Annotated in this window: 22 protein-coding genes; 11 read left to right on the forward strand and 11 right to left on the reverse strand. The window is 72.2% G+C overall.

Annotation, left to right across the window (positions count from 1 at the left end):
* Positions 1-100: 100 nt before the first annotated feature.
* From C2L59_RS35460 to C2L59_RS35470, 3 genes are all read left to right on the forward strand, one after another.
* Entirely contained in the window at positions 101-2,164 is a 2,064-nt protein-coding gene (locus tag C2L59_RS35460) for a PhoX family phosphatase (RefSeq protein WP_103353898.1), read from the forward strand.
* Between the two features lie 87 nt (positions 2,165-2,251).
* Positions 2,252-3,877, forward strand: coding sequence for an SdrD B-like domain-containing protein (locus C2L59_RS35465; protein ID WP_103353899.1), 1,626 nt, complete (start codon positions 2,252-2,254; stop codon positions 3,875-3,877).
* Complete coding sequence (locus C2L59_RS35470) at positions 3,874-4,551, forward strand: SDR family oxidoreductase (RefSeq protein WP_103353900.1); 678 nt, start codon at positions 3,874-3,876, stop codon at positions 4,549-4,551. The genes C2L59_RS35465 and C2L59_RS35470 overlap by 4 nt, the downstream gene beginning before the upstream one ends.
* A 115-nt stretch (positions 4,552-4,666) precedes the next feature.
* On the opposite strand, the gene C2L59_RS35475 is transcribed toward C2L59_RS35470, so the two are convergent.
* From C2L59_RS35475 to C2L59_RS35485, 3 genes are read right to left on the reverse strand one after another with little or no spacing between them, the layout of a single operon-like run.
* On the reverse strand, positions 4,667-5,974 hold the full coding sequence (locus C2L59_RS35475; protein WP_103353901.1) for an amidohydrolase family protein: 1,308 nt from the start codon (positions 5,972-5,974) through the stop codon (positions 4,667-4,669).
* A 23-nt stretch (positions 5,975-5,997) separates the two neighbouring features.
* Positions 5,998-6,651 carry a response regulator transcription factor gene (locus C2L59_RS35480; RefSeq protein WP_103353902.1) on the reverse strand — a complete coding sequence of 218 codons (654 nt, stop codon included), beginning with the start codon at positions 6,649-6,651 and terminating at the stop codon, positions 5,998-6,000.
* Positions 6,648-8,438 carry a sensor histidine kinase gene (locus C2L59_RS35485; protein WP_103353903.1) on the reverse strand — a complete coding sequence of 597 codons (1,791 nt, stop codon included), beginning with the start codon at positions 8,436-8,438 and terminating at the stop codon, positions 6,648-6,650. Before C2L59_RS35485 ends, C2L59_RS35480 begins: the two co-directional genes overlap by 4 nt.
* Positions 8,439-8,627: 189 nt before the next feature.
* Here C2L59_RS35485 and C2L59_RS35490 point away from each other — a divergent pair, with 189 nt between their 5' ends.
* On the forward strand, positions 8,628-9,329 hold the full coding sequence (locus tag C2L59_RS35490; RefSeq protein ID WP_103353904.1) for an ABC transporter ATP-binding protein: 702 nt from the start codon (positions 8,628-8,630) through the stop codon (positions 9,327-9,329).
* Entirely contained in the window at positions 9,326-11,575 is a 2,250-nt protein-coding gene (locus C2L59_RS35495; protein WP_103353905.1) for an ABC transporter permease, read from the forward strand. The genes C2L59_RS35490 and C2L59_RS35495 overlap by 4 nt, the downstream gene beginning before the upstream one ends.
* A gap of 91 nt (positions 11,576-11,666) precedes the next feature.
* Here C2L59_RS35495 and trmB read toward each other — a convergent pair whose 3' ends face one another.
* From trmB to C2L59_RS35525, 6 genes are all read right to left on the reverse strand, one after another.
* Positions 11,667-12,362: a tRNA (guanosine(46)-N7)-methyltransferase TrmB gene (trmB, locus tag C2L59_RS35500; protein WP_103353906.1), complete on the reverse strand. Its 696-nt coding sequence runs from the start codon at positions 12,360-12,362 to the stop codon at positions 11,667-11,669.
* An 11-nt stretch (positions 12,363-12,373) separates the two neighbouring features.
* Complete coding sequence (locus C2L59_RS35505; RefSeq protein ID WP_199199419.1) at positions 12,374-12,925, reverse strand: hypothetical protein; 552 nt, start codon at positions 12,923-12,925, stop codon at positions 12,374-12,376.
* Between the two features lie 166 nt (positions 12,926-13,091).
* Entirely contained in the window at positions 13,092-13,853 is a 762-nt protein-coding gene (locus C2L59_RS35510) for a hypothetical protein (protein ID WP_103353908.1), read from the reverse strand.
* Entirely contained in the window at positions 13,850-14,758 is a 909-nt protein-coding gene (locus tag C2L59_RS35515) for an ABC transporter ATP-binding protein (RefSeq protein WP_103353909.1), read from the reverse strand. Before C2L59_RS35515 ends, C2L59_RS35510 begins: the two co-directional genes overlap by 4 nt.
* 100 nt (positions 14,759-14,858) lie before the next feature.
* Positions 14,859-15,608: an ABC transporter permease gene (locus tag C2L59_RS35520; RefSeq protein ID WP_103353910.1), complete on the reverse strand. Its 750-nt coding sequence runs from the start codon at positions 15,606-15,608 to the stop codon at positions 14,859-14,861.
* A gap of 17 nt (positions 15,609-15,625) precedes the next feature.
* Positions 15,626-16,564 carry an ABC transporter ATP-binding protein gene (locus C2L59_RS35525; protein ID WP_103353911.1) on the reverse strand — a complete coding sequence of 313 codons (939 nt, stop codon included), beginning with the start codon at positions 16,562-16,564 and terminating at the stop codon, positions 15,626-15,628.
* A gap of 196 nt (positions 16,565-16,760) precedes the next feature.
* Here C2L59_RS35525 and C2L59_RS35530 point away from each other — a divergent pair, with 196 nt between their 5' ends.
* Complete coding sequence (locus tag C2L59_RS35530) at positions 16,761-17,348, forward strand: TetR/AcrR family transcriptional regulator (RefSeq protein ID WP_103353912.1); 588 nt, start codon at positions 16,761-16,763, stop codon at positions 17,346-17,348.
* Positions 17,345-18,256, forward strand: coding sequence for an SDR family NAD(P)-dependent oxidoreductase (locus tag C2L59_RS35535; RefSeq protein ID WP_103353913.1), 912 nt, complete (start codon positions 17,345-17,347; stop codon positions 18,254-18,256). The genes C2L59_RS35530 and C2L59_RS35535 overlap by 4 nt, the downstream gene beginning before the upstream one ends.
* A gap of 179 nt (positions 18,257-18,435) precedes the next feature.
* On the opposite strand, the gene C2L59_RS35540 is transcribed toward C2L59_RS35535, so the two are convergent.
* On the reverse strand, positions 18,436-19,092 hold the full coding sequence (locus C2L59_RS35540) for a response regulator transcription factor (RefSeq protein ID WP_103353914.1): 657 nt from the start codon (positions 19,090-19,092) through the stop codon (positions 18,436-18,438).
* Entirely contained in the window at positions 19,089-20,243 is a 1,155-nt protein-coding gene (locus C2L59_RS35545; protein ID WP_103353915.1) for a sensor histidine kinase, read from the reverse strand. The genes C2L59_RS35540 and C2L59_RS35545 overlap by 4 nt, the downstream gene beginning before the upstream one ends.
* A 115-nt stretch (positions 20,244-20,358) precedes the next feature.
* Here C2L59_RS35545 and C2L59_RS35550 point away from each other — a divergent pair, with 115 nt between their 5' ends.
* The 4 genes from C2L59_RS35550 to C2L59_RS35565 are packed head-to-tail and all read left to right on the forward strand — an operon-like array spanning position 20,359 to position 23,795.
* Entirely contained in the window at positions 20,359-21,972 is a 1,614-nt protein-coding gene (locus tag C2L59_RS35550; RefSeq protein ID WP_199199412.1) for a dynamin family protein, read from the forward strand.
* 59 nt (positions 21,973-22,031) lie between these two features.
* Positions 22,032-22,679 (forward strand): hypothetical protein, encoded by a 648-nt coding sequence (locus tag C2L59_RS35555; protein ID WP_103353917.1) that lies wholly within the window; start codon positions 22,032-22,034, stop codon positions 22,677-22,679.
* Between the two features lie 46 nt (positions 22,680-22,725).
* The gene (locus C2L59_RS35560; RefSeq protein ID WP_103353918.1) at positions 22,726-23,202 is read left to right on the forward strand and encodes a hypothetical protein; all 477 of its coding nucleotides are present in this window, start codon (positions 22,726-22,728) and stop codon (positions 23,200-23,202) included.
* A complete protein-coding gene (locus tag C2L59_RS35565; protein WP_103353919.1) occupies positions 23,199-23,795 on the forward strand; it encodes a TetR/AcrR family transcriptional regulator in 597 nt (198 codons plus the stop codon). Before C2L59_RS35560 ends, C2L59_RS35565 begins: the two co-directional genes overlap by 4 nt.
* Positions 23,796-23,797 lie beyond the last annotated feature (2 nt).

A 23,797-nucleotide genomic window follows, 5' to 3' on the forward strand; every position in this document is an offset into this window, starting at 1 on the left:
CGGGGCAGCAGTACACCCGCCGTTCACCTGAATGTCTGGAATGGCTGGTTTTGGGAGCTTAGGTTCGGTTCGTTCCCCGAACCCCCACCCTGGAGGCGAAGTGCCCGACCGCCTGCTCCCGCTGCTGCCCACCCACCCGGGCGGCCGCTCCCCGGTCACCTGCGAGTACCGCTGCGGCAACGCGTGCGCCCACCCCGAGGCGAACGAATCCGCCAACGAGTACTTCGGTGACGTCGTCAAGGACATCTCCCGCCGCCGCGTCTTCCAGGCGGGCGCGGTGATGGCGGCCGCCGCGGGCGGGTTCGCCGCGCTGTCCGGCACCGCCGCCGCCTCCCCGCTGCCGAAGCCGAAGCCGAAGCCGCGGCCGGTGCCCGGCACCGACTTCGACCCGGTCCCGCCGAACAAGCTCGACCAGGTCAGCGTCCCCGGCGGCTACGCCCAGCGCGTCGTCGTCCGGTGGGGCGACCCGGTCGTCGCGGGCGCGCCGAAGTTCGACTTCACCGAGCAGACCGCGGCCGCGCAGGCGAAGCAGTTCGGCTACAACAACGACTTCGTCGGCCTGATCCCGCAGGACCCGCTGGGGCTGGCGAACCTGCTCGTGGTCAACCACGAGTACACGACCGAGGTCCACATGTTCCCGGCCGACCAGTATGACCCGGCCAATCCGACCGAGGAGCAGGTCAAGGTCGCCTGGGCGGCGCACGGCCTGTCGGTCCTGCTGACCCGCCGCGACCCGGTCCACGGCGGCCTCGAGGTCGTCCCGAGCCGGTACGGCCGCCGGATCACCCTCGACACGGTCTTCGAGGTCCGCGGCCCGGTCGCCGGGTCCAAGTTCCTCAGGACGTCGGCCGACCCGTCCGGGCGCCGGGTCCGCGGCACGCAGAACAACTGCTCCGGCGGCGTGACGCCGTGGGGCACGGTGCTTTCCGGCGAGGAGAACTTCGACCAGTACTTCGCCAACGCCGACAAGGTCACCGACCCGGTCGCGGCGGCGCGGCTCAAGCGCTACACCGTCGGCACCGGGGCGAGCACCCGCAAGTGGGAGCGGTTCGACAAGCGCTGGGACGTCGCCCAGGAGCCCAACGAGCCGAACCGGTTCGGCTGGGTCGTCGAGATCGACCCGAACGACCCGGCCTCGACGCCGGTCAAGCACACCGCCCTCGGCCGCTTCAAGCACGAGGCCGCGAACATCAAGATCACCGCCGACGGCCGGGTCGCCGTCTACTCCGGCGACGACAGCCGGTTCGAGTACATCTACAAGTTCGTGTCGAAGGGCAAGTACAAGCCCGGCCGCAGCGCGCACGCGCGGCGGCACAACTCGGCGCTGCTCGACGAGGGCACGCTGTACGTCGCCCGCTTCACCGGCGACAGCCCGGGCGAGGTCGACGGCTCCGGCAAGCTCCCGGCCGACGGCGAGTTCGACGGCACCGGCGAGTGGATCCCGCTGGCGAGCGGCGACAGGTCCTTCGTGCCCGGGTTCACCGCCGAAGAGGTCTACGTCTTCACCCGCCAGGCCGCCGACCAGGTGGCCGCCACGAAGATGGACCGGCCGGAGGACATCGAGCCGAACCCGGTCAACGGCCGGATCTACGCGGCGCTGACCAACAACAGCGACCGCGGCGCCGCGGGCAAGGCCGGCGCCGACGAGGTCAACCCGCGCAACGGCAACAAGAACGGCCACGTCCTGGAGTGGGAAGAGGACCGCGGCGACGCGGCGTCGACCCGGTTCTCCTGGCGGCTGCTGCTCGTCTGCGGCGACCCCAAGGCCGCGGACACCTACTTCGGCGGCTTCCCGAAGAACCAGATCAGCCCGATCTCCTGCCCGGACAACGTCGCGTTCGACCGGCACGGCAACCTCTGGGTCGCCACCGACGGCAACGCACTCGGCGCGAACGACGGCCTCTTCTCGGTGCCGGTCACCGGCCCCGAGCGCGGGCACGTCAAGCAGTTCCTGTCGGTGCCGGTCGGCGCCGAGACGTGCGGCCCGGTCGTGACCGACGACCTGGTGCTCGTCGCGGTCCAGCACCCCGGTGAGAACGCGGCGAGCTCGGCGAACCCGACGTCGCACTGGCCGGACGGCGGCACCGCGCAGCCGCGGCCGGCCATCGTCTCGGTGTGGCGGAAGGGCCGCTTCGGCCGTCCCGGGCGCATCGGCGAACGCTGAGGTCCCCGGCCCGTGCCGATCGAGGTTCACTCTTAAGTGGACGGTTCTCGGCCGGTGCGGGCCGGTGCCGCGCGCCATAGTCGAAGCATGGTCCGTTCGGCGCGCGTGCTGGCAGTGGCGGTGGTGGCGCTCGGTGTGGCGGTCGTCCCCGCGTCCGCCGACGAGCCGCCGCCGTCGTGCGGCGGGGTGGCGGCCAACCCGAGCGTCGAGGAGACGGCCCGCAACGGCGCGCCCGACGGGTACGTGTTCAACCCGGCCGCGCCCGTCCCGCCCGGAACGCCGGCGGCGAAGGCGCCGCGGCTGCTGACCGAGCAGGCGTACGCCGTCGACGGGCAGCGGTCGGCGGTCATCCAGACCCCGGACGGCAAGACGAGCACCGCCTACCAGACCGAGCGGTTCGTCCCCGGCGGCGTCTACACGCTCAGCGTCTGGGCCGCTTCGATCGCGCCGAGCTACGCACCGGGCACCGGCCTGCGGTTCTTCGACGCGTCCGGCACGCAGGTCCAGGAGACCAAGCTGGTCGCCGACCACTACGCCGGCGACGGGACCCTGGTCCGGCAGGACTTCCCGGCGGCGATGGCACCGGCGAAGGCGGCCGCGGTGAAGTTCTTCGCCACGACCACCCTCGACCGGCTGCACTGGGACTGCGTCGACCTCCAGCTCGCGGCGTACTCGGTGAAGAAGGAAGTGCAGAACCCGGCGACCGGCGCGTGGGGCTCGTTCGCGACGGTCACCGCGGGCGAGACAGCGCACTACCGCGTCACGGTGACCAACGAGGGCACGCAGGACCTCATCGGGATCACCGTGACCGACCCGTGGTGCACCGGGACGTTCGAGCCGTTCGCGCTCGCCGCGGGTGCGAACCGGCAGCTGACCTGCGACCACCCGGACCTCACGGTGGCCGACGACAAGCACGTGAACACGGCGAAGGTCACCGGCGTGCAGTACCCGGGCGGCACGCTCGGCGACAAGACGGCGTCGGCGACGATCACCGTCCTGCCGCCGCCGGCCATCGCGAAGATCGGCGACTTCGCCTGGGCGGACCGCAACCGCGACGGCATCCAGGACCCGGACGAGCCCGGCGTCGCGGGCGTCAAGGTGACGCTCAAGGACGGCGCCGGCGGCACGGTCGGCACCACGACCACGGACGACAAGGGCCACTACGGCTTCGAGAAGCTGAAGGACGGCACCTACCAGCTCTGCTTCGCCGTCCCGGACGGCTTCGCGGTGACCCGCAAGGACGTCGGCACCGAAGACCGCGATTCGGACGCGGACGCCGACGGCTGCACGGCGCCGCGCACCATCGGCGGCCCGTCCCACGAGGACTTCGCGGCGGACGCCGGCCTGGTCACGCCGACGAACCGGATCGGCGACCTCGCCTGGACGGACACGAACGGCAACGGCCTGCAGGACCCGGGCGAGCCCGGCCTGGCCGGCGTCAAGGCGGTCCTGAAGGACGCGGCCGGCAAGGAACTGGCGAGCGTGGTCACCGGCCCGGGCGGGGCCTACGGCTTCGACGGCCTGGAGGACGGCGCGTACCAGGTGTGCTTCACGGCGGACGGCCACCACCCGACGGCCCGGCTCGGCGGGGACGACACCCGCGACTCCGACGCGGACCCGGCGTCCGGCTGCGCGGACCCGCGGACGCTCGGCCCGGGCCACCGCGAGGACCGCACGGTGGACGCCGGGTTCGCCGCTACGGTGGGGGCATGACGGATCTTCCCCTCGCCCTGGTGACCGGCGCGTCCCGCGGCATCGGCGCGGCGGTCGCCCACCAGCTGGCCCCGACGCACCGCGTCCTCCTCGGCGGCCGCGACGCCGACGCGCTGGCCGTCCTGGCGAAGGAGCTCCCGGGCGCGAAGCCGTGGCCGGTGGAGCTGACGAATCCGGCTTCGCTCGCTTCGGCGGTCGAAGAGATCTCGTCCCTGGACGTCCTGGTCCACTCGGCGGGCGTCGCGCGCCTGGGCCGCATCGAGGACGCTTCCGCCGAGGCGTGGCGCGCCAACTTCGAGGTCAACACCCTGGCGGTGGTCGAGCTGACCCGCCTCCTGCTCCCGGCCCTGCGCACGGCGGGCGGCCACGTGGTGGTGATCAACTCGGGCGCCGGGCGCACCGCCCGCCCGGGCTGGTCCCCGTACGCGGCGAGCAAGTTCGCGGTCCGCGCGTTCGCCGACGCCCTGCGCGAGGAGGAGCCGCGGATCCGCGTGACCTCGGTCTACCCGGGCCGCACGGACACGGACATGCAGCAGGAGATCTTCGCGGGCGAGGGCCGCGACTACGACCCGACGCACCTGCTGAAGCCGGACTCGGTGGCCACGGCGGTGGTGACGGCGGTGTCAGCCACCCCGGACAGCCACCAGACGGAGATCATCCTCCGCCCGCGCTGAGCCCGGCGAAGTGCGCTCGGGCTTCGGATCGGGGTGGGCGGGGAGGTCCGGGTGGTGTGCCGGTCGTGCTTCAGCGTTCCGGTCGCGTCGGTGGAACCAGGCCCGCGGCCGAACCTCAAGCCCGCAGCCGGGCCGCCGTCTCGGCCACGCCGGCCTGCACCTTCGCCCGCTCCACCCTCGTCGACTCCCCGTCGGCCACCACCTGCTCGCCCGCGACCCACACGTCCCGCACCCGCCGCGATCCCGCCGCCCACACCAGGTTCGACAGCAGCTGCACGTCCGGCACGTCCAGGCCGCACGCGAACGCCGGGTCGTCCAGGTCGATGTGCACCAGGTCGGCCCACCGCCCCGGCTCCAACGAACCGATGTCCGACCGTCCCAAAGCCGAAGCCCCACCCCGCGTCGCCAGCAGGAACACGTCCGCCGCCGTCAGGACCGTCGAGTCGCCGGTGGCCAGGCGGGCGAACATCGCCGCGAGCTGCAGTTCCTCCCACAGGTCGATGTCGTCGTTGGACGCCGGGCCGTCCGTGCCGAGGCCGACCGCGACCCCCGCCGCACGCAGGTCCGCGATCCGCGCGATGCCCGAAGCGAGTTTCGCGTTCGACCCCGGGCAGTGCGCCATGCCGACGCCGTACGAAGCGAACAGCGCGATGTCGTCGTCCGACAGGTGGATCGAGTGCGCCGCCAGCACCCGGCCGTCCAGCACGCCGAGCTCCCGCAACAGCGCCGGCACCGAACCGTGCGACTCGCGCACCACGAGATCCTCCGCAGCCGCCTCGGCCACGTGGATCTGCACCAGCGCGCCCCGCGCGGCCGCCGACTCCGCCGTGGCGCGCAAGCCGTCCGGAGACAGCATGTACGCCGAGTGCGGGCCGTAGCCGAGCTCGATGCGGTCGCCGTGGCCGAAGCGGAGGCCGTCCGTGTCGATCCAGCGCTCGATCGCCGCCAGCTGGGCCTTCCAGTCCAGGCCCGGCAGCTCCATCACCGGCGGCGCGACCAGCACGCGCCCGCCCGTGGTGAGGACCGCGTCGACCAGCTGCTCGCCTTCGAAGTACATCTCCGCGCTGGTCGTGACGCCGTGGCGGAGCATCTCGACCGAGCCGAGCAGCATGCCGGTGCGGACGTCCTCCGGGCGCAGCTTCGCCTCGGCCGGCCAGATGATCTCGTTGAGCCAGGGCAGCAGCGGCAGGTCGCCGCCCATCCCGCGCAGCAGCGTCATCGGGCTGTGCGCGTGCGTGTTGACCAGGCCGGGGAGCAGGATGCCGGTCAGGGTGGTGACCGGTGCGGCGGATTCGGGGGCGGTGGCCGCCGGTCCGCAGTACGAAATGCGCCCATCGGCGTCGACATCGACGACCGCGTCACGAAGAAGGGAACAGGAGGGGTCGGCGGGGAGAACGACAGGGGCGTGGAAACGGCGTTGCATCTCTGGATACTACGCACCCGCAATCACGAAACGACTCCGCTCCGCCACGCCCAGGCCGCGGTTTCCACCCGGTTCCGCGCGCCGATCTTGCCCTGCACCGACGCCAGGTGCGTCTTCACCGTCGACAGTGACATGAACAGCTCCGCGCCGATCTCGGTGTTCGTCAACCCGCGCGCGGCCGCCTTGACGACGTCCAGCTCGCGGGCGGTCAGCGGCTCGGACGGCGGCTCGGCCGGCCGCTTCGCCGAGCCGGCCCCGTTGAAGTGCTTGAGCAGCCGGATGGTGATCTGCGGCGAGACGAGCGCGTCGCCGCGGTCGGCCGCGCGGACCGCCTCGATCAGCAGGGCCGGGCCCGCGTCCTTCAGCAGGAAGCCGTGTGCGCCGTTGCGCAACGCCGTGTGCACGTACTCGTCGAGGTCGAACGTCGTGACCACGACCACCTTCAGCGGGTCGGTCACGTCCGGCCCGGCCAGCTGCCGGGTCACCTCGAGGCCGTCGAGGCCGGGCATGCGGATGTCGAGCAGGCAGACGTCCGGGCGCAGTTCGCGGGCCTTCGAGACCGCCGAGACGCCGTCCGCGACGTCGGCGACGACCTCGATGTCGTCCTGGGCGTCCAGGATCATGCGGAACCCCATCCGCACCATCTCCTGGTCGTCGGCGATCAGTACCCGGATCACTCGTCCCCTTCCGCAGCCGCCAGCGGCAGCCAAGCTTCGACGCGCCAGCCGCCGTCCGGGCCCCGCCCGGCCGACAACCGGCCCTTGAGCAGCGCGACCCGTTCGCGCATGCCGACCAGACCGTAACCGCCCGATCCGCCGGCCGGCCGGTGCGCCGTCGCGCGCCCGTCGTCGGTCACCCGGAGGTGCAGCTCGGCGCCCTGCACCTCGGCGACGACGAACGCCTCGGTCGCGTCGGAGGCGTGCTTGCCGACGTTCGTCAGCGACTCCTGCACCAGCCGCAGGGCCGAGCGGCCGACCTCGTGCGGCAGGTCCGGCGGCAGGTCGAGGTGCATCGACGTCGGCACGCCGTGGTTCGCGCTTTCGACCAGCTTCCGCAGGTCGGCGCCCAGATCGGTGGTCGCCTGCTCGCTGAACTCGCTCGACCCGGCCGGCGCGTCGCCGCGCATCGAGCGGACCAGCCGCCGCATCGCGGCGAGCGCCTCGACCCCGGCGTTCTCGATCCGGCCCATCGCCTCGACCGCGATCTGCGGGTTCTTCTCGGCCATCAGCCGCGCGGCCTGCGCCTGCACGACGATCCCGGTGACGTGGTGGGCGACGACATCGTGCAGCTCGCGGGCCAGCGCCATCCGCTCGGCGGTCTGCGCGTCGCTCACCGCGGACTGCACGGCCTGGGTGCGTTCCGAATCCCGCGACCGCAGCATCAGGCCGAGGGCGATCGAGATGCCCAGCATCAGCGTCGCGGCGAAGGCCAGCACCGAAAGCGTCTGCGGATCGGTCTGCAGGCCCTCCCGCGCGGCCGAGTTGAGGATCGTGCCGAGCGCGACGACGCCGGAGAGCACGGCGACCCGGGACCACGACTGGCTCAGCCCGCGCGCCCGGGTCAGGTTCACCACCACGCCCATCCCGGCGATGACCTGCGTCGCCGGGATGCCACCCGGCACCGGGTAGTCGTAGGACCGCAGCTGCAGGAACGGCGTGACGACCGCGGACAGCAGCATGATCCCGGCCAGGCCGAGCAGCGCGTCCGCGGGCCGCCGCGGGGACAGCACCGCGATCACGGCCGCGACGATCGAGCAGAACAGGATCGGGAAGCCGCGGGCGGTGTTCGAGTACGTGTAGCCGAATTCGAACAGCAATGCGAACGCGAGCAGGCCCATCAGCGGCCACTGGCCCATCGCCAGCTCGTTCACCCGGTGCAGCCGCCGGCTCCGCGGATCGGCGCGTGGGCTGCGGTCACGGGCCGCGATGGCCGGCACCAGCGGGCCGACGAGCAGCATCAGGCCGAACAGCAGCGCCTGGGTGCCGGTGCCGCCGTCGATGTCGCCGACGCCGGCGTACCGGCCGAAGACCGCGATCAGGCCGGCGACGACCAGGAAACCGGCCACGCAGAACGCCACGCCCGCCCGCGCCCGGCGGGCCACGTAGTAGACCATCAGCACCCCGGCCACGACCTCGGTGATGGTCACCTTCGGCAGCACGCTGGAGTACGGCGGGATGTGGAACGCGTGGATGAACAGGGTGGAGAAGATCAGCACCCCGCCGCCGGCCACCCCGGCGACCGCCGCCCGCTTCTGGGCCCACACCCCGCAGGCGGCCATCGCGAAGATGCCCGGCAGCAGGCCGAAGTCGACGAAACGCGGGCCGTGCTCGTCGAGCGCCGCCTGCGTCGTGAAGACGACGTCGAACAGCAGCGCGGCGAACAGCACGGCGGAGGGCACGCCGATGCGCCGCACCAGGGCGGCGGCGCGGGTGGAGAGCGTGGTCGGTGGGGGCGCGGCGGGCACAACGTGACGTTACGTGATCCGCCGGTGCCCGCACCTTGGCCGAGTGGCCCGCGCTCCCTCGGCCGATCGGCCGAGGCGGGCCGGTGCGTGACTGGCCTTCTGCCCGAAGTGGACACACCCCGGTATCGGCGAGGCTCATCGGCGTCAAGATCCGAACCGGCTGAGACTTTGAACCGCAGGGAGAATTTCGTGGACCCGAACACTCCACACGCGACGAACGGCCCGGTGCTCTCCGGCCGCGGGCTGGTGAAGCGCTACGGCGCCCAGTACGCCCTGGCCGGCATCGACATCGACATCCAGCCGCGGGACGCCGTCGCCATCGTCGGGCCGTCCGGCTCGGGCAAGACGTCGCTGCTGCACGTCCTGGCCGGCATCCTGCGGGCCGACGACGGGCAGATCTTCCTGGCCGGCCAGCGGATCGACCACCTCGGTGAGAAGAAGCGCAGCGAGCTGCGCCGCACCGAGTTCGGGTTCGTCTTCCAGTCGGGGATGCTGGTCGCGGAGCTGTCGGCCGAAGAGAACGTCGCGTTGCCGTCGCTGCTGGCCGGCCTCGGCCGCAAGGAGGCCATCGACGCCGGCCGCCAATGGCTCGGGCGCCTCGGCCTGGCGGGCAAGGAAAAGCGCCGGCCCGGTGAGCTCTCCGGCGGCGAGGCCCAGCGCGTCGCGATCGCGCGGGCGCTGACCCACCGGCCGAAGGTGATCTTCGCCGACGAGCCGACCGGCGCGCTCGACACGCGCACCGGCCGCGAAACGATGGACGCCCTCCTCGGCGCCGCGCACGAGACCGGCGCCGCGGTGATCGTGGTGACCCACGACCGCGAGCTGGCCGAATCGATGCCGAAGACCGTCGCCATCCGCGACGGCCTGATCGCGACGAGGCTGGCGGCGTGAACTCCCTCCAGATCGCCCTGCGGGTGCTGCGGGTGGACCGGCGGACCCGGACGTCGGCCATCCTCACCGCGATCGGGGTGGCCGTCGCGACCGGGCTGGTGCTGCTGCTGGCGACGCTGCCCTTCGCCACGCAGAACCGCGAGCAGCGGGCCCTCTGGCAGGGCGAACAGTTCTACAGCCGGGGCGCCGACGGCCCGGCCAGGCTGCTCTACTCCTCGTCGAAGGACTACTTCGACGGCCGGCAGATCATCCGCGTCGACATCGCGCTGACCCCCGGGACGACGCCGGGTTCGGTCGGGCTGCCCACGGGGGTGCCGCAGCTGCCGGGGCCGGGTGAGACCGTCGTTTCGCCCGCGCTCGGCCGGCTCCTGCAGGCCAACCCGGCCGGGCAGCTCGGCGACCGGTTCGGCAAGCCCGTCGGCTCGCTCGGCGAGGACGGCCTCCGGTTCCCGGAGCAGCTCGTCGCGCTGACCGGGCACGCGCCGGACGCGATGCCGGAGAACTCCTCCCAGGTGGCGGGTTTCCCGAGCGGGAAGGCGAGCCCGGACGCCCTGCTCATGCTGCTGTCCTGGGTCGGCATCATCGTGCTGCTGGTGCCGAGCCTGGTGCTGGTCGCGTCGTCGGCCCGGCTGACCGCCGCCCGGCGTGAGCGGCGGCTGGCCGCGATCCGGCTGGCCGGGGCGACGCCGGGGCAGGTCACGAACATGGTGGCCGCCGAGACGACGTTGTCGGCCGGCATCGGCGCGCTGCTCGGCCTGCTGATCAGCCCGGCGCTGCACGGCCTCGCGTCCTTCGTGCCGTGGGCCGGCGGCACCTGGCTCGCGTCCGACTTCGCGCTTCCGGCCGGGCTGACGGTGTTCGTCGTACTGGCCATCCCGGTGCTCGTGGTGCTGGCCGGGGTGCTCGGCCTGCGCCGCGTGCTGAAGAACCCGCTGTTCGCCACCGGCGGCCACACGAAGAAGCCGCTGCACTGGTGGCGGCTGCTGGCGCTGCCCGCGGCCGGAGCCTTCTTCCTCGCCGCGGTGACGACGGCGAAGGAATACGGCGGCATCGGGTTCGTGATGGCGGGGCTGTTCTTCCTGGTCGGCTCGGCCGCGATCGTCGGCCCGTGGGTGACGTCGGCGGTCGGCGGCACGTTCGTCCGGATCTGGCGGCGCCCGTCCGCGCTGCTCGCCGGCCGCCGCCTGCGTGACGACCCGAAGGGCGCCTACCGCTCGTCGGCCGGGATCGTGCTCGCGGTGTTCGCCGGCTCGATGGCGCTGACGCTGCTGCCGACGTTCGAATCGATGGCCGGCGGCGGGCGGTCGTTCTCCGATTCCGTGCTCTACGTCGACACCGACGGCCGGCACGCGGGCACCATCGTCGACCAGGCCAACGCCTCACTGCAGAAGTACGGCCAGAGCGAACGGGCGGTCGCGGTCGGCGAGGTCTACCTGGTGAAGGGCCAGGCACCCAACCGGTACGGCCACCGGGCGCTGGTGATGACCTGCGCCGACGCCGTCAAGCTGACCCGGTTCGGCCTCACGCCGGAGAACTGCACGGGCGGCCCGGCCGTCTTCGGTGACGAGGCGCTCGACCTGGCGCAGTACAAGCTCGCCGACAACTGGGAAGGGCCGGCCGTGGCCGTCAAGTCGGGGACGCGGGCGGAAGCCGTCCACCTTCCCGACGCGGACCTGTCGGGCACGTCGATCATCGACCCGGCCGCGCTGCCGGACGGCTTCACGCCGAAGTACGTCACCGTCGTCGCGCCGACCACCGACGCGAACCGCGAGATCGTCCGGACGGCGCTGGCCGCGCCGGCCGCGGGCGAGGAGATCGGCAGCCGCGACCAGTACCTGTTCAACCAGCAGACCGAGCTCGGCGACCTGCGCCGGGTCACGGTGATCGGGCTGCTCGCGGCGGGGATCCTGGCCGGCTGCAGCGCCGCGGTCGCGACCGCCGGCTCGGTGATGGACCGCCGCCGCACCTTCGGCGCGCTGATGGCCGCGGGCACCCCGGTGCGGGTGCTGGCCAGGGCTTTGCGGATGGAGGCCGCACTGCCCGCGCTGGTCGCGACCATCGGCGCGGGAATCGTCGGGGTCCTGGTCGGCGTTGGGTTGTTCAGCATGGTCGACGAGCGGGGCATCGTGCTCAGCCCGTGGATCCTGGCGCCGGTCGTGCTCGGGGTCGGGGTGGCCCTGCTCGGCGCGTCGGTCTGCACGCCCGCCCTCAAGCGGGTCCAGGCCGAACCGCTGGCCGACGAATAGGCGTTCGCCCCTCTGTCGGGGGAGGGGCGAACCCGGCACTTTCACGTGAAAGCGACGACCAGGGGGCGTAGCTTTCACGTGGAAGTGCCGCCTAGCGCCGTTCGAAGATCAGGTCGTGCGAGACGCGGCCTTCAACGTCGGCGCGCCGCTCGAACTTGGTCACCGGCCGCCACTCCGGCCGCGGCGCCCAGCCGTCGTACCGGTTCTTCAACGCCGGTTCCGCGGAGCAGACCTCGAGCATCTGCTCGGCGTAGTTCTCCCAGTCGGTCGCCATGTGGAAGGTGCCGCCCGGCGCGAGCCGCGACGCCACGAGCGCGGCGAAGGACGGCGACACGATCCGCCGCTTGTGGTGCTTCTTCTTCGGCCACGGGTCCGGGAAGAACAGCCGCACGCCGTGCAGCGAGTCCGGCTCGACGTGCTCGGTCAGCAGCACGACGGCGTCGCCGTGCAGCAGCCGCAGGTTCTCGACGCCCAGGTTTTCGGCGCGCAGCATCAACTGGCCGAGGCCCGGGTCGTAGACCTCGGCCGCGACGTAGTTCAGTTCCGGCGCCGCGGCGGCCAGCTGCGAGGTCGTCTCACCCATGCCGGAGCCGATTTCCAGCATCACCGGCGCCTCGCGGCCGAACCACGCGGTGAAGTCGAGCGGCCCTTCGGGCAGCTCGCCCACCGTGCGGCCCAGCCGCGGCCAGTGTTCGTCCCACGCCCGCTGCTGCCCGACGGTCATCCGGCCACCGCGCTTGACGTAGCTGACGATGCTGCGCAGCCGGGGTCCGTCTTCGTTTTCCACAACGGGAGAGGTTAACGAACGGCTTCGAACACCCCGAGCCGAGATCGCAGGCCGGCCAGTCCGGCCACCGGAATCGGGTCCGGCGTCCGGCCCGTGTGCGCGGGCAGGACGTCGATCCAGCCCGGGTGCCGGTCGGTGTTCATCACCGTCGTGGGAATCGCGTGCCCCGATTTCCCGCGTTCGGACGGCATGAACTCCCAGTAGCCGGATTCGCCGTCCGCGGCCCACGGGACGAATTCCCACCCCGGGCGCCGGCCGAGCAGTTGCGCGATCCGGTCCTCGACGCGGAAACCCTGTTCCCGCGAATCGAGCTTGCCGTCCGCCATCGCGCGCAGCCACCACGGCGCGGGGATCGGTCCCGCCATCCCGGCCGAAGCGCGGAACAGGGCCAGGACGCTGTCTTCGGGTGCGCGGTGCACCCACGCGCGGCGGAGTTCCGCCGGCGTCGCCGCCGTCATGACGGCCTGCGGGAGTTCGATCGCCCGCGACCATTCGAGGTCCAGCATGGGTTCGAGCCGGGGTGCGTCGCCTTCGACGCGGGCTCGGGGAATCGTGCCGCCCAATTCTTGCCCGGTGTCCACCGTCAAGATTCACCTCCAGGGGAGCTCAGACGGTTCCGGTGCTCACTTCGAATATTGCCTGGTCATAGCAGTATGTCCGGCGCCTGTGAGAGAAGCCACAGCCATTTCATCTCGTCTTAACACGGATTTCTGCGGTATGAGACGCCGGTCACGCGTCGCGTCGCGCCGTCACGAGCACCCCGGCCGCCAGCAGCGCCACGCTGATCGCCGCGAAGTACCCGAGGTACCCCCACGGGCCCAGCGCGGGGGCGGGCAGCTGCAGCGCACCGCCGGTGAACCCGCCCGCGCCGACGAACTGGTCGGCCGCGTGGAACGGCATCCACTGGTAGATGTGCCTGCCGATCCCCGGGATGAAGACGAGCACGCCTTCGAGCACCTGCGTCCAGACGAGCACCACGGTCAGCCCGAAGGCGACGCTGCGCAGCAGGAGCGCGACACCGACGCCGGCCACCGCGGTGAACAGGAAGACCAGGCTCTGGCCGAGCACCGAGCGCCAGTCCGCGGCCGTGTGCAGCGCGAGGTCGGCGTCCGGCTGCACCAGCGACGCCAGCCCCCACGAGCCGAAGCCGACGACCAGCCCGAGCACGGCACCGACCGCGCCGACGACCACGACCTTCGCCAGCAGCGCGGGCACCCGGCCCGGCACGGCCTGGAACGTCAGCCGCATGGTGCCCCAGTTGAACTCCGACGCGGTCGCGAGCACGGCCAGCACGAGCAGCACGGTCCGGCCGTTGCCGCTCGCGAGCTGCGTGTTGCCGACCGTCGGCGGGATTTCCGGCCCGGCGAGGGCGAAGAACAGCGCGGTGAAGCCCAGCGGCGCGACGAGCGCGATGGCCAGACACCACCACGGCGCACGGGTGCTGAAGAGCTTGATGCGCTCGGCGCGCAGGAGGTTCGTCGGCGCGGTCACTGGCGGGCTCCCGGGGTGGAGAACTCGACGGCCTCGTGCGTGAGGTCGAGGTAGGCCTGTTCGAGCGAGCCGGTGATCGGGCTCAGCTCGTGCAGCGTCGCGCCGGCGTCGAAGGCGAGCTGCCCGATCCGGTCACTGTCCATTCCGGATACGACGAACGCGCCGTCGGCCTCGGTGAATTCGGCGTGGCCGGTCAGCGCGGCCCGCAGCTCGTCGGCGTGCGGGGTGCGCACGCGCACGCCGTGTTCACTCGTCTGTGCGACGAATTCGTCCATCGTGCCCTGGTAGATCAGCCGGCCCCGGCCGATCACCACGAGGTCCTGCGCGGTCTGCGCCATCTCGGGCAGCAGGTGGCTGGAGACGAACACGGTCCGCCCGTCCGCGGCCAGCGAGTGCAGCAGCTGCCGGATCCAGGCCATGCCCTCGGGGTCGAGTCCGTTGACCGGCTCGTCGAACAGCAGCACGCGCGGGTCGCCGAGCATCGCGGCGGCGATCCCGAGCCGCTGCTGCATACCGAGCGAGTACTGCAGGACGCGGGTCTTGCCGACGCTCGTCAGCCCGACCAGCGCCAGCACCTCGTCGACGCGTTTGTCCGGGATGCCGTTGGTCGCGGCCAGCCAGCGCAGGTGGTCGCGCCCGGTGCGGCCGGGGTGGCGCCAGGTGGCGTCCAGCATCGCGCCGACCGTCCTTAGTGGATCTTCCAGCTCCCGGTACGGCACGCCGTCGACGAGCACGGTGCCCGCGTCGGGCCGGTCGAGGCCGAGGATGAGCCGCATCGTGGTGGACTTGCCGGCCCCGTTCGGGCCGAGGAAGCCGGTGACGCGCCCGGACCGCGCGGTGAACGTCAGTTCGTTGACCGCCGTGGTGGCGCCGTACCGCTTGGTGAGTGCGCTGGCTTCGATCATGGGGCTCCCCGTCCGTCGAGGGGAAGCCTACTGCGAAACGGGAATCCGGGTCGCCCCCCGACAGCGCGACCCGGATTCCCGTTTTCCCCTTGTTCCCCCTTTATGCGTCCCGCTTCTTCGCGACCCCGAGCGCGACGAGCAGGAACACGATCGCGATGCCGGCGAAGTACGCCAGCGCCCAGCCGGGGCTCAGCGGCGAGTCCGACGGCGCCGGGCCGTCGACCACCGCGGAGCCGCGCAGGAACTTGTTCGCCACGTTGAACGGCATCCACTCGTGGATGTGGTGCCCGACCTTCGGGATGATCTGCACCAGCTCTTCCACGGCCAAGTAGTAGATGAGCAGCAGGGCGATCGCCCCGGCGCTGTGCCGGATGAGGATGCCGAGCGCCACCGCGAGCACGGCGCTGATCGCGAAGACCGGCCCCAGCCCGGCCACGTTCAGCCAGTCCTGCGTGGTGTGCAGGCCCAGCCCGTCGTTCGGCCGCATGAGCATGGCCAGGCCCAGCGCGCCGAACGCGCCGATCTCGCCGATCACCAGCGCCATCAGGCCGACGACGACGGCCTTGGCGAGCAGCGCCGGCGAGCGGTGCGGCACCGCCTGGAACGTCGTGCGGATGGTGTTGAAGCGGTATTCGGTGGTCACCGCGAGCGCGGCGAGCACCATCACGACGGCGATGCCGAACTGGGAACCGCCGAACTGCGTGGCCGACACCGCGATGGGCGAGTCGGCGGGCGACGCGCCGGCCAGGATGGCGGCGAAGCCGATGGTCAGGGCCAGGGTGATGAGCGCGCACCACCACGGCGAGCGGGTGCTGAACAGTTTGATGCGTTCGACCGCGAGCAGGTTCATGATCTTGGTTTCCCCGGTTACTTGGCGGACTCGAGCACGTGCTGCGCCTCGGCGTCGAGGCCGGTGTGGTACTCGACGGAGTCGCCGGTGATCTGCATGAAGGCCTGCTCGAGCGAGCCGGTCTGCGGGCTCAGCTCGTGCAGCACGATCCGGTTGGCGGCGGCGATCTCGCCGATCTTGTCGCTGTCCATCCCGGACACCACGAGCGCCTTCTCGTCCCCGGTGACGCCGGCGCTGGCGCGCTGCAGGGCGTCGCGCAGCTCGGCCAGCTGCGGCGAGCGGACCTTGACCGTGTTCTCCGCGGCGCGGGAGACGAAGTCCTCGGTCGAGGACTGCGAAATGAGCTGCCCCCGGCCGATCACCACGAGGTTGCTGGCGGTCAGCGCCATCTCCGAAAGCAGGTGGCTCGACACGAAAACGGTGCGGCCTTCCTCGGCCAGCCGGTGCATGAACTTCCGGATCCACAGGATGCCCTCGGGGTCGAGGCCGTTGACCGGCTCGTCGAAGAGCAGCACCTCGGGGTCACCGAGCAGGGCGGCGGCGATGCCGAGCCGCTGCGACATGCCGAGCGAGAACCCGCCGGCGCGCTTGTTGGCGACGCTGGTCAGGCCGACGGTGTCGAGCACCTCGTCGACCCGGGCCGCCGGGATGCGGTTGGACTTCGCCATCCAGAGCAGGTGGGCGCGCGCCGAGCGGTTCGGGTGCACCCACTTCGCGTCGAGCAGCGCGCCGACGGTCCGCAGCGGCTCCTTGAGGTCGTGGTACTTCTTGCCCCCGATGGTGACCTGGCCGCCCGTCGGGTTGTCCAGGCCCAGGATCATCCGCATGGTGGTGGACTTGCCCGCCCCGTTCGGGCCGAGGAAGCCGGTGACCTGGCCCGCGGCCACGGAGAACGACAGGTTGTTCACCGCCAGCGTTTTTCCGTACCGTTTGGTGAGGCCCGTTGCCTCGATCATGGCTGCTCCTCTTCGCCCCTCGCTTACGACGCGTTCATCGTCGCGGGTCGGGGCCGGTTCGCGCGTCACCCTGTAGACCGAACCGCTCCCCCTACCTGAGTAGTACCTTGCTGGCTCCCCGGCCGATGCGCGATCCGTGATGACCCTGAGTCGACCCTGATTCGACGTCATTAATGAACTGTGGTTCAATAATGACGTGGCCCGGCCGAGGAGCATCACCGACGAACGCCTGCTGGGCGCGGCGGAGACCGTGATCGGCCGCTGTGGCCCCGGTTTCACGCTCGCGCAGGTGGCGGCGGAGGCCGGGGTTTCGGTCGGCACGGTCGCGCAGCGGTTCGGCTCGAAGAGCGGTCTGCTGCAGGAGATGAGCCGGCGGGCGACGCGGCGGGCGGTCGAGCACATGCGGGAGAGCGCCGAGCGGACCGGCGACCCGGTCGACGGCCTGCGCGCCGCGGCGGTGTCGGTCTACGCGGTGCTCGGCGACGCCGAAGAGGCGGCGAACCACCTGGGCCAGCTCGGCGTGGACATCGGCGACCCGGTGCTGCGCTCGCTGCTGGGCGAGCACTTCACAGCGGTCGAGGAAGAACTGCGGCGGCTCGTGCGCGCGGCGGCTCCTTCCCTGCCGTACGCCCCGAGCGTGCCGCGGGCGGCCCGGGTCGTGCTGGACGTGATCAACGGAGTGTCGATCGACTGGTCGATCCGGCCGCACGGGCGGCTGGCCGACCGGCTGGCGGAGGACGTCGACGCGGTGCTGTCCGCGTGGCGGGGACGGGAGGAACCATGAGCTTGCAGGGCAAGGTCGCCGTGGTCACCGGAGCGACGCGGGGCTGCGGCCGGGCGATCGCGGTGGAACTGGGCCGCGCGGGCGCGACGGTGTACGTCACCGGCCGCACGACGCGCGAAACGGCGTCACCGCTGAAGCGCCCGGAAACGATCGAGGAGACGGGCGAACTGGTGGAGGCGGCGGGCGGCCGTGCGGTGGTCGTCCGCTGCGACTTCACGTCGGTGTCCGATGTGGACGCCTTGAAGGCCCGCATCGAGTCCGAAGTGGACGGAATCGACATCCTGGTCGACGACGTCTGGGGCGGCGACATGTACTTCCGCTTCGACGCCCCCTTCTGGGAGACGCCGCTGGAGGACGCGCTCAACCTCACGCACAACGCGCTGGACACGCACCTGATCGCGCTGCACAAGCTCCTCCCCCTGGTGGTCGCCCGCCGCGGCCTGGTCCTCGAGGTGACCGACGGCGACAACGACGACTACGTCGGCGCGGGCCTGCCGTACTACCTGGCCAAGTGCGGCATCCGCGCCCTCGGCCGCGCCCTCGGCGTCGAGCTGGAGAAGAACGACTGCGTCGGCCTCGCGGTGACCCCGGGCTTCCTCCGTTCGGAGTCGATGCTCGACCACTTCGAGGTCACGGAGGACAACTGGCGCGACGCGATCGGCCAGCTCGCCCCGGTCGACTTCAAGATTTCGGAGACGCCGTACCTCCTGGCCCGCGGCGTCGCGGCCCTCGCACAGGACCCCGCGGTGTCCCGCTTCGCCGGCCAAACGCTGGCGTCCTGGACACTGATGAAGGAGTACGGCTACACGGACATCGACGGCGACCGCCCGGACTTCGGCCGCTGGCTCACCGAAGTCCGCAACGCAGGCAAGGACCCGGCGGCCACCCCACCGGACGCCTACCGCTAGCCGAGGCCGGGGGCGCGGGTGTACGGCCGGTCGCGGATTGGCAGTGCGCAGGGCCGGGGCGCACATCCGGCGGCCCCGGCCGGCCGCGGATCGGCGACGCGCCGTGCGAGGAAGCTTGCCCGGCCCCTCCGCCGCGAGCGGGCGACGGCGGGAAAGCCGGCCCGGCTGCGTGAGGCCGCTTAGCCGAGGCCGGGGCGGGCGAGGCCGGTCTCGTAGGCCAGCACCACCGCCTGCACCCGGTCCCGCAGTTCCAGCTTCGCCAGGATCCGCCCGACGTGCGTCTTCACCGTCGCCTCCGACAGGAACAGGGTCTCGGCGATCTCCAGGTTCGACATGCCCTTGGCGATCAGCACCAGCACCTCGCGCTCGCGGTCGGTCAGCACGTCCAGCTCGGCGGTGTCGCGCATCGGTGGCCCCCCGGTGCCGACGAAGCGGTCCAGCAGCCGGCGGGTCACCGACGGCGACACCACCGCGTCGCCCGAAGCGACCGCTCGCAACGCCGATACCAGGTGGTCGGGCTGGGTGTCCTTGAGCAGGAATCCGCTCGCCCCGCCCTGCAGCGCCGCATAGACGTACTCGTCGAGGTCGAACGTCGTCATCACGAGCACGCGCGCGGTGCCGGCCGCGACGATGCGCTTGGTCGCCTCCACGCCGTCCAGCACCGGCATCCGGACGTCCATCAGCACGACGTCCGGCCGCAGTTGCGAAGCCAGCTCGATCGCCTGCGCGCCGTCGCCCGCTTCGCCGACGACGTCGATGTCGGCCTGGGCGCCCAGCACCATCCGGAACCCGACGCGCATCAGTTCCTGGTCGTCGACGACCACCACCCGGATCACTTGTCCAACCTAACCGGCAGGGCCGCGCGGACCTGCCACCCTCCGCCCGGAGCCGGGCCCACGTCCAACGTTCCGCCGTACACGTGCGCGCGCTCGCGCATGCCGATCAAGCCGTTCCCGCCCGGCAGCCGGGGGTCGCGGCGCCCGGCCGGGACCAGCTGCCCGACGCCGGCGCCGTCGTCGGACACCAGCACCTCCACCAGGTCACCCGTGCGCTGGACCCGGACCGAAGCGGTCGCGCCGCGCCCGGCGTGCTTGAGCGTGTTGGTCAGCGACTCCTGCACGATCCGGTAGACCCCCAGCGAGACGCCGGCCGGCAGGTCGCCGAGCTCGCCGAGCTCCAGGTCCACCGGTACCCCGGCGGTGCGCATCCGGTCGGCCAGCTCGGCGAGGGCGTGCGCGTCCGGCTGCGGGACCCGCGGCTCGCCGTCCGCGTCGTCGCTGCGGAGCACGTCCAGCAGGCGACGCAGTTCGCCGAGCGCGCCGCGGCCGGTCTCGGAAATCGTTTGCAGGGCCCGGTGGGCGAGCTCGGGGTTGCTCTGGATCGCGTACGACGCGCCATCGGCCTGCACGACCATGACGCTCACCGCGTGCGCGACGACGTCGTGCAGCTCGCGGGCGATCCGCCCGCGCTCCTCGGCCACCGCGATCCGGGTGGCCTGGTCCCGTTCGGTCTCGAGCAGGTGCAACCTGGCCTCCACTTCCACGTCGTAGGCGCGCCGGGCCCCGACGAACTCGCCGAGGGTCCAGCACAGGGCGATCCCGAACGCCAGGAACAGCGCCGAGATGAGGAGCTCGTCCGACGGACCCAGCGCCAGCTGCACGGCCGACCCGGCGACGACGGCCCCGACGTACACCAGCCCCTGCCGCCGCCCCGCGTAGACGACGACCGAGTAGATGCTCATCGCCAGCCCGGCGACGCTGGAGATGCCGAGCTGGAGCGTCCCGTGCACGGTGCTGATCACCAGCACGACGTACGCCGACCACAGCGGCGACTTCCGCCGGAACACCAGCGGCGCCACCATGGCGAGGTTCACCGGCACGGCGATGTACCAGGGCGGCATTTCGGCGATCTCGTCGAAGCCGTCGGCGGCGAACAGCAGCATGTCGATCAGGCCGAGCAGGACGGCGAGCACCGTGTCGCCCGCCATGGGGTGGGCACGCATCCAGAGGCTCAGCCGTCGCACCACACAACCCTAGGTCGCCCGGCGAATCCCGCGCGTCGGTCGGCAGTACCACCTTCGGTGCGACCTGGGGATGAGGCCCATGGCACGATTCACGGGTTGTCGCTTCGACCGGGGAGGGCTGGGGGCCGTGACGTCACCGGAGCAGGGCCGGCTCGCCGGCCCGCTGTCGATGTCGGTGGCCAACCTGTGCCACCGCCTGCAGTCGCAGGTCTCCGCGCGGACCGCCGCCGGCTTCGCCGAGGTGCTGCGCCGGCTCGGCGCGCCGCTGCAGGTGGCCGTGGCCGGGCGGATCAAGTCGGGCAAGTCCACGCTGGTCAACGCCCTGATCGGGCGCCGGGTCGCGCCGACCGACATCGGCGAGTGCACGCGGCTGGTCACCCGGTTCCAGTACGGCACGGTGGACCGGGTCGAAATCGTCTTCACCGACGGCCGCAAGCAGGTCCTCCCCTTCGCCGCCGACGGCATGATCCCGGCCGAGCTGGGCGTCGACATCGAGCGGGTGTCGCACATCGAGGCGTACCTGACCAACGCCGTCCTGCAGGGCATGACCGTGATCGACACCCCGGGCCTCGGCTCGCTCGACGCCGCTTCGGTGTCCCGCACCGAGCAGCTGCTGGGCGCGGCGAAACACCGCAAGGAAGAAGACGACGAAGAGGGCTCGGACGAGCTCGACGACACCTCGCGCAACGCCGTCGCCGGCGCCGAGGCCGTCCTCTACGTCGTCACCCAGGGCGTCCGCGCCGACGACCAGCAGGCCCTCGCCGCCTTCACCGCGGCCACGGCGAGCCGCGAGGCGGGCCCGGTCAACGCGATCGCCGTGCTCAACAAGGCCGACACCATCGCGCCCGAGTCGGTCGACGGCGCCGGCGGCGACGTCTGGAAGGCCGCGACGCTGCTCGCCGAGAAGCAGGCGTCGACGTTGAAGCCGCGCGTGGCCGACGTGCTGCCGGTGATCGGGCTGATCGCCGAGTCCGCCGAGTCCGGCGGCTTCACCTCCGCCGACGCCGAGGCCCTGCGGCAGCTCGCCGGCCTCGACGACGACGTCCTGCAGACCATGCTGATCTCGGCGGACATCTTCACCAGCTGGGAGTGCGACGTCCCGGCCGGCACCCGGCTGCGGCTGCTGGAGAAGCTCGACCTGTTCGGCGTCTCGCACGCCGTCGAGGCCATCCGCAAGGAACCGGAGATCACCGCGGGTGCGTTGCGCCGGACGCTGCTCGACGCGTCCGGCCTCGAAGCGGTCCGGCAGCGGCTCGCGGTGGTGTTCGCCGCCCGCGCCGACGGCATCAAGGCGGCCGCCGCGCTGGCCTCGGTGACCGCGCTCGCGCACGCGTCGGGCGACCCGGCGGAACGCCAACGCGTCCACGACGCCATCGAGGTGCTGCTCGCCAAGCCCGAGGCCCACCAGCTGCGGCTGCTCGAAGCGCTGACGCTGGTCGCCTCCGGCGCGGTCGACATGCCGGAGGACCTGTCCGAAGAGGTGCTGCGGGTCGGCAGCAACGCCGACCTCGCCGCCCAGCTGGGCAAACCCGGCGCCACCCGGCCGGAGCTGGCCGCGCACGCCCTCGACCGTGCCGGCTGGTGGCGCTCCTTCGCGTCCTTCGGCGCGACGCCGGCGCAGAGCCGCGTCGCCCACGTCGTGCACCGGGCGTACTTCTTGATCTGGCAACAGGTCCGCGAACCGCAGGGCTGAGTTTGTCTCTGCTTGCCGACTTCGCCTGAACACCGCGTTTCCCCGCGTACTGTGAAAACGTGCGCCTAGAAAACACGACATCCTGGCGGGCCGGCTGGAGCAGCGAGACCGAAGTCGACGTCGCGCTGTACATCCGGGACGCCCTGGCGCTGTCCGTTTCCGAAGGACAGGTGCTGCCGCCGGTGGAGCCGCAGGTCCCGGTGCACGTCCCGCCGGGGGTCGACCGCGCGGCCGTCCAGGCGCAGTGGGCCGACTGGTGGGTCGACCTGCTGGCCTTCCTGCGTCACCGCGAGGACCCGGACCCACGCAGCCCCCGCACCCGCTACGGCCGGCCGGCGCTCGCGCAGGGCTCGGCGATGCGCCAGGCGGTCGACTTCTTCGCCCCGGCCGCGGCCCGCCACTTCGCCAACGCGCGCGGGCCGGCCCTGCGCGGCGCGGGCGAGCCGGCGGGCGGCACCCCGTGGGCTCCCGGGTTCTACCGCCGCCAGATCGTGGCCGGCGAGCGGCTCGGCCAGCTGGTGCGCGAGGCCGAGGTCCGGCAGGGCCGCCGCGCGTACCCGTTCCGCCTGAACGTCATCGAGATCTCGGTCGCCGGCTCGATCTGGCTGCGCACGGCCGACGACCAGCTGCTGGTCTCGTCCCGCCTCGCCGAGGACGGCCCGGGCCTGGAAGCGGTCCTGCGCACGGTGATCGACGACCTCGTCTGACGACCCGGCTTTCATAAACCGAGCACGCGGTCTGATAATAGACGGCATGGAGACCACCGTCGACGAGCCGCCGTGGCTGCGCACCGGGTCCTGGGTCGGCTGCCCGCTCCTCGGCGGCGCCCTCGGCGTGGGTGTCTGGGCCATCGCCGCCTGGGTCAGCGACCTGCCCGCCTTCCCGTTCCAGGGCGTGTTCAAGGTCCTCACGAAGCTGACGCAGCCGTGGGCGACGCTGGCCGCGGTCGCCGGCGGGCTCGTCCTCGGCCTGGTGTTCGCCGTGATCTGGGCGCACGATCGCCTGGTCGTCACGGTGTCGCCGACGCGCGTCACCCTGGTCCGCGGCGACAAGACCCGGCGCATCGAGGCCGACCTCGCCGCCGTCTACCTCGACGGCAAGGACCTGGTCCTGCGCACCACCGACGGCCGGGAGATCGCCCGCGAGAAGACCGACCTCACCGGCCGCGAGCTGGCTCCCGCCTTCGCCGAGCACGGCTACCCCTGGCAGGACGAGCCGGTCGAGCGATGAGGACCGTCGACCCGGCCAAGCACGCGGCCAAGCGGACGGCGATCGTCGACGCGGCCGCCGGCTGTTTCGCCGAAAAGGGCTTCGAGCGGACGACGACCGCGGACATCTGCCGGGCCGCGGGCATCAGCTCCGGCAGCCTCTTCCACTACTTCCCCAGCAAACGCGCGGTCTTCACGGCGATCTTCACCGACGACGCCCGCCGCACCGGCGACCGGCTGGCCGAAGCGGCGGAGGCGGCCGACCCGTGGACCGCCCTGCTCGACGTCGTCGCCGAGCTCGCCGGCGAGGTCGCGCACCCGGCCGTCGTCCGCCTGGTCCTGGAAGCGGCGGCGCAGGCGGCCCGCGACGACGAGTTCGCCGAGCTGATCCAGCGCAACGACGCGGCCCTTCGCGACGGCCTGGCGGTGCTGGTCGAGCGGGCGGTCGACGCCGGGCTGATCGACCCCGGCATCGCCCCGCGCGCGGCCGCCGGCTGGGTCGCCGGGCTGATCGACGCGATGATTTCGCGCGCCGCCATCGACCCGGACCTCGAGCTGGCCGCCGAACAGGCGATCCTCCGGACGATCCTGGTCCGGTTCCTCCGGCCCGTTTGAAT

This window comes from Amycolatopsis sp. CA-128772 (assembly GCF_002904295.1).
In the GTDB taxonomy this organism is placed as follows: domain Bacteria; phylum Actinomycetota; class Actinomycetes; order Mycobacteriales; family Pseudonocardiaceae; genus Amycolatopsis.

Coding starts and splice junctions, on each gene's coding strand:
- C2L59_RS35465 (WP_103353899.1), top strand. CDS start 2,252: ATGGTCCGTTCGGCGCGCGTGCTGGCAGTGGCGGTGGTGGCGCTCGGT.
- C2L59_RS35470 (WP_103353900.1), top strand. CDS start 3,874: ATGACGGATCTTCCCCTCGCCCTGGTGACCGGCGCGTCCCGCGGCATC.
- C2L59_RS35475 (WP_103353901.1), bottom strand. CDS start 5,974: ATGCAACGCCGTTTCCACGCCCCTGTCGTTCTCCCCGCCGACCCCTCC.
- C2L59_RS35515 (WP_103353909.1), bottom strand. CDS start 14,758: ATGATCGAAGCCAGCGCACTCACCAAGCGGTACGGCGCCACCACGGCG.
- C2L59_RS35520 (WP_103353910.1), bottom strand. CDS start 15,608: ATGAACCTGCTCGCGGTCGAACGCATCAAACTGTTCAGCACCCGCTCG.
- C2L59_RS35525 (WP_103353911.1), bottom strand. CDS start 16,564: ATGATCGAGGCAACGGGCCTCACCAAACGGTACGGAAAAACGCTGGCG.
- C2L59_RS35535 (WP_103353913.1), top strand. CDS start 17,345: ATGAGCTTGCAGGGCAAGGTCGCCGTGGTCACCGGAGCGACGCGGGGC.
- C2L59_RS35545 (WP_103353915.1), bottom strand. CDS start 20,243: ATGGCGGGCGACACGGTGCTCGCCGTCCTGCTCGGCCTGATCGACATG.
- C2L59_RS35550 (WP_199199412.1), top strand. CDS start 20,359: ATGGCACGATTCACGGGTTGTCGCTTCGACCGGGGAGGGCTGGGGGCC.
- C2L59_RS35560 (WP_103353918.1), top strand. CDS start 22,726: ATGGAGACCACCGTCGACGAGCCGCCGTGGCTGCGCACCGGGTCCTGG.
- C2L59_RS35565 (WP_103353919.1), top strand. CDS start 23,199: ATGAGGACCGTCGACCCGGCCAAGCACGCGGCCAAGCGGACGGCGATC.